Consider the following 4,956-nt stretch of genomic DNA (forward strand, 5'->3'; position numbering starts at 1 on the left):
CCGCCGCCAGGCGCTGGCCGTTGGCGGCCGTGCGCATGCCCGAGCGGCAGGTGAAGATCACCTCCCGGCCGTCGGTCAGGCCGAGGCCCGCCGTGTCCAGCGTCGACAGCGGGCGCGACAGCGCGCCCCTGGCCCGTCGCCGGGCGAACTCGTCGGGCTCGCGGATGTCGATCAGCACGGCGCGGCCCTGCGCCAGGCGCCGGGCCGCCTCGTCAGGCGTCAGGGGATCGAGGATCGTGGTCATGGGCGGCGGTCTCCGCTGGAGGGCAGAAGATCTCCGCGAGCGTGCCGACCACCTTGAGGGCGGCCGGATCGGCGATCCGGTACCAGAGGCTCGTGGCTTCGCGGCGCGCGGCCACGATCCCCTCCTCGCGCAACACCGCCAGGTGCTGCGAGAGGGCCGACTGCGACAGGCCGACCAGGGGCTGGATCTGCCCCACCGACCGTTCGCCGTCGGCGAGCTGGCACAGGATCATCAGCCGCCGCTCGTTGGCCAAGGCGCGCAGGAGCTTGGCGGCCTGCGCGGCGCTGGCCTCGAACTGACTGACGTCGAAACGCGAGAGATCGAACATGATCGCCATATATTAGCTTGATCTAATTTAGCAAGCACTAATATTAAGAGCCCGCCCACCGGAGGCTCCAGCCATGCGCCCAGACGTTCAAGCGTTTTTCGATTCCGCCACCTTCACCGTCAGCTACATCGTCGCCGACCCGGCCACGCGCACGGCCGCGATCATCGACCCCGTGCTCGACTACGAGCCCAAGGCCGGCAGGCTCTCGACCCGCTCGGCCGACGCCCTGCTGGCCGCCGTCGAGGCCCGGGGCCTGACCCTGGCCTATGTGCTGGAGACCCACGCCCACGCCGACCACCTGTCGGCCGCCGACTACATCCGCGCCAGGAGCAGGGCCAAGATCGTCATCGGCGCGTGGATCGTCGAGGTGCAGAAGACCTTCATCCCCGTGTTCGAGGCCGAACTCGCCGCCAACGGGGCGGTCTTCGACGTGCTGATGAACGAGGGCGACGTCCTGCCCCTGGGCGAGCTGTCGATCGGCGCGCTGCACACGCCCGGCCACACCCCGGCCTGCCTGACCTATCTGATCGGCGACGCCGCCTTCGTCGGCGATACGATCTTCATGCCCGACTACGGCACCGCCCGCGCCGACTTTCCCGGCGGCGACGCGCGGACCCTGTACCGCTCGATCCGCAAGGTCCTGGCCTTGCCGCCGGAAACCCGCGTCTTCGTCGGCCACGACTATCTGCCGCAAGGCCGATCAGACTATCGCTGGGAAACCACCGTCGCCGACGAGCGGGCCGGCAACATCCACGTGCGCGACGGCCAGGCCGAGGACGACTTCGTCGCCCTGCGCACGGCGCGGGACGCGACCCTGGCGGCCCCGACCCTGATCCTGCCGTCCCTGCAGGTGAACATCCGCGCCGGCGCCCTGCCTGCCCCGACCGCGTCCGGCCGCGTGTTCCTGCGGCTCCCGGTCAGCCCTCAGGCCAGCCGCCCGTACAGCCGATAGCGCTCGTCGCCGATGGCCATGAACGGCTTGAACACCACCTCGCCGGCGCGCCACGTATCGGCCCCGGCCCTAGCAGCCGCCAGCCACTGGGCCTTCGTCAGCTTCACCTCGCCAGGACCGATCGGCAGCAGCACCAGCGGCCCGGTCAGCAGCGCCACCACCTCGGGATGGGCGGCGTTCAGCGGCTCCAGGCGCGGGGTCATGTCGAAGGCGATCTCGACCTTGTCGCCCGGCCGCCAGAGGCGCTCCAGCGCCACGAACGTCCCAGCACGCGCCGTCACCCCCGCCGGACGGCCGTTGACCAGGATGCGGCCGCCCGCCCCCGCCCATTCCGGAATACGCAGCATCAGCGAAAACCGCGTCGGGCGGGCCGGATCGACGGCGATCGCGATCGTCGGCTCCAGCGGATAGCGGGTCTCCTGGCGCAGCGACACCGCCGCCCCGTCCACGCTCGCCGACAAGGTCGAGGGGACATAGAGGTTCACATAGAGCTTCGCCCCGTCCTGCAGATAGGCGCTGATCCCGTAGTCGGCCGCCAGCTGGATGAAGGTCCCCGAGCAGCAGGGCCACAGCTCGTCGCGATAGAACTTCGAGGCCGCGTCGCTGTAGTCGGAATAGTAGAAGGTCTCGCCCTTCTGCGTCGTGTCGCGCGCGCCGAGGATGGTGTTGTAGAGCACCCGCTCCATGCTGTCGCCGTAGCGGGGATCCTTGGTGATCTGCAGCAGCGAGCGAGCGATCTTGAAGTGGCCGTAGGCGCCGCACGGCGTCTCGAAGCTGCGGTGGGTTTCGGTCAGCGACTTCAGCAGGGTCTCGCTGTCCCCCGCGCCCAACAGCTCCTCGTTGGGACCCCAGCCGCCGGTGGCGAAGGACTGGGCGAGCACGAAGTCGAAACCGTTGCGGGCGGCCTGCAGGTACTTTTCCCGCCCCGTCGCGTACCAGGCCTGGATCGCCGAGTTCAGGGCGTTGACGTGGCTGTAGGCGTGCTTGCCGGCCAGCGGGCTCTGCCCCCGCGCCAGCGGATCGAACAGCGCCTCGTCCTGCATGTAGCGCAGGGCCAGCGTCCGATAGCGCTCGCCCAGGCCCAGCCGCCAGGCCAGGAACAGGTTCTCGGGCAGGGTGTAGGGCTCGTCCCAGATCTCGGCCTCGCTGGAATAGGGCCGCTGGCGGCGCTCCTCCCGCGTCAGGGCCTTTTCCGGCAGCACCGGCAGGACGGCGTCGGTGACCTTGTCCAGCGCCGGCCCGGCCTCCTTCACGTCGGCGTAGCGCCAGGCGTCGATCAGGCCGATCACCACCTTGTCGTAGGTGTAGGCCGGCAGGGTGTAGCCTTCGAAGAAGCGCGGCGAGATCGTCCGGGCGTACTTCACGACCAGGCCCCGCACCTTCTCCCGCGTGGCCGCGTCGTCGGTGATGGCGACATAGCGCGACAGGCCCGAGACGTACTGCCCGAAGCTGTGACCAGGGATGTAGCCGTGCCAGTCGGCCGTGCTCCAGTCGTTGACGTCGATGTGGAAGTCGGGGCTGTCATCGTACCAGCCGCCCATGTCCTCGCCCGGCACGGGCAGGCCCGCGCGCTGGCGGAACGGCTTCAGCAGCCGGTCGTCGTCGAGCCCCATGAACAGCCGATGCTGCCAGTCCAGCTGGTCGCGCATCTTCCCCGGCCCCAGCCGCACGCGGTCGTAAGGCAAGGTTTCCAGCGCCGGGCCTTTAGCGGTGGCGACGCCGCCGTCGGCGGCGAAAACCCCGCCCGTCGGCGCGCAGGCCGCGCAGCAGCCGGCCAGAAACATGCGGCGAGACACCATGGTCGCGTCACCTCCCCCGAGAAACGCCTCTTTCATCCTACAATTCGCCGCCCCCGGGTAGGGCGGAAGGCCGCGGCGACAATTCCAAGCCCACGCTTGCCTCGCCCCGAATCCCGTCCCACTTTCGGGGGGTCATGAGCGACCGTTCCACCGGCCTCGCCCCGTCGCGGCTCACCGCGGTCCTGGGGCCCACCAACACCGGCAAGACCCACCTGGCCGTCGAGCGCATGCTCGGCCATGGCTCGGGCATGATCGGCCTGCCGCTGCGCCTGCTGGCGCGCGAGATCTACGACCGCATCGTCAAGCTGCGCGGCAAGGCCAGCGTCGCCCTGATCACCGGCGAGGAGAAGATCGTCCCGCCGCGCGCGGCCTACTTCGTCTGCACGGTCGAGGCCATGCCGCTGGGCCGCGAAGTCGACTTCGTGGCCATCGACGAAATCCAGCTGTGCGCCGATCCCGAGCGCGGCCACATCTTCACCCACCGTCTGCTGCATGCCCGAGGCCGGTTCGAGACCATGCTGCTGGGCGCGGCGACCATGGCTCCGCTGGTCCGCCGCCTGCTGCCCGACGCCGAGATCGTCGGCCGCGAGCGGTTCTCCAACCTGTCCTACGCCGGCTCCAAGAAGCTGACCCGCCTGCCCCGGCGCACGGCGGTCGTGGCCTTCTCCACCGACGCCGTCTACGCTATCGCCGAACTGATCCGCCGCCAGCGGGGCGGCGCGGCCGTGGTCATGGGCAGCCTCAGCCCCCGCACCCGCAACGCCCAGGTCGCCCTCTACCAGAGCGGCGAGGTCGATTTCCTCGTGGCCACCGACGCCATCGGCATGGGCCTGAACATGGACGTCGACCACGTGGCCTTCGCCGGCCTGCGCAAGTTCGACGGCCGCCGCACCCGCTGGCTGCACCCGCAGGAGGTCGGCCAGATCGCCGGCCGCGCCGGCCGCTACACCCGCGACGGCACCTTCGGCGTGACGGGCGACTGCGAGGAGATGGACGAGGACTTGGTCCAGGCCGTCGAGGAACACGCCTTCCAACCGGTGATGGCCGCCGAGTGGCGCAGCGCCAGGCTGGACTTCGGCAACCTGCCCGGCCTGCTGCGCTCGCTGTCCGAACCGCCCAACCGCAATGGCTTGAGCCTGTCGCAGGAAGCCCTGGACGAGCGCACCCTGCGCAAGCTGGCCCAGCAGGAAGACGTCGTCGCCCGCTGCAAGTCCGACCGCTCGGCCCTGTTGAAGTTGTGGGACGTCTGCCAGACGCCCGACTTCCGCAAGACCACCGACGACGACCACCAGCGGATGGTCAAGACGCTGTTCGACGACCTGACCACCGGTCGCAAGCGCCTGCCGGAAGACTGGATCAACGGCCAGTTCAAGGCGCTGGACCGCACCGACGGCGAGATCGACAGCCTGGCCGCGCGGCTGTCGGGCGTGCGCACCCTGTCCTACATCGCCAACCGTCCCGACTGGCTGGCCAATCCCGTCCACTGGCAGGGCCGCACCCGCGAGCTCGAAGACAAGATCAGCGACACCCTGCACGAAAAGCTGATGGCCCGGTTCATCGACCGCCGCACCAGCGTGCTGATGAAGCAGTTGGGCGAGCGCGAGACGATCCTGGCCGGCGTCGCCGCCGACGG

The 4,956-nt window shown here is 69.9% G+C and carries 5 protein-coding genes; 2 read left to right on the plus strand and 3 right to left on the minus strand.

Annotated elements, in window-relative coordinates:
• On the minus strand, nt 1-244 hold a 244-nt coding region (locus tag DMC18_RS24360; RefSeq protein WP_255580433.1), incomplete at its 3' end, for a rhodanese-like domain-containing protein.
• On the minus strand, nt 213-572 hold the full coding sequence (locus DMC18_RS24365; protein WP_199228528.1) for a helix-turn-helix transcriptional regulator: 360 nt from the start codon (nt 570-572) through the stop codon (nt 213-215). The genes DMC18_RS24365 and DMC18_RS24360, both read right to left, overlap by 32 nt.
• A gap of 73 nt (nt 573-645) precedes the next feature.
• On the opposite strand from DMC18_RS24365, the gene DMC18_RS24370 reads away from it, so the two are divergent.
• Nucleotides 646-1,524: an MBL fold metallo-hydrolase gene (locus tag DMC18_RS24370; RefSeq protein WP_110120696.1), complete on the plus strand. Its 879-nt coding sequence runs from the start codon at nt 646-648 to the stop codon at nt 1,522-1,524.
• Here DMC18_RS24370 and DMC18_RS24375 read toward each other — a convergent pair.
• Nucleotides 1,497-3,323, minus strand: coding sequence for a beta-L-arabinofuranosidase domain-containing protein (locus tag DMC18_RS24375; RefSeq protein ID WP_158285981.1), 1,827 nt, complete (start codon nt 3,321-3,323; stop codon nt 1,497-1,499). The two genes, DMC18_RS24370 and DMC18_RS24375, sit on opposite strands and share 28 nt — an antisense overlap.
• Nucleotides 3,324-3,457: 134 nt before the next feature.
• Here DMC18_RS24375 and DMC18_RS24380 point away from each other — a divergent pair.
• On the plus strand, nt 3,458-4,956 hold a 1,499-nt coding region (locus tag DMC18_RS24380), incomplete at its 3' end, for a helicase-related protein (RefSeq protein ID WP_255580434.1).

Source organism: Caulobacter sp. D5, assembly GCF_003185805.1.
Taxonomy (GTDB): Bacteria; Pseudomonadota; Alphaproteobacteria; order Caulobacterales; family Caulobacteraceae; genus Caulobacter.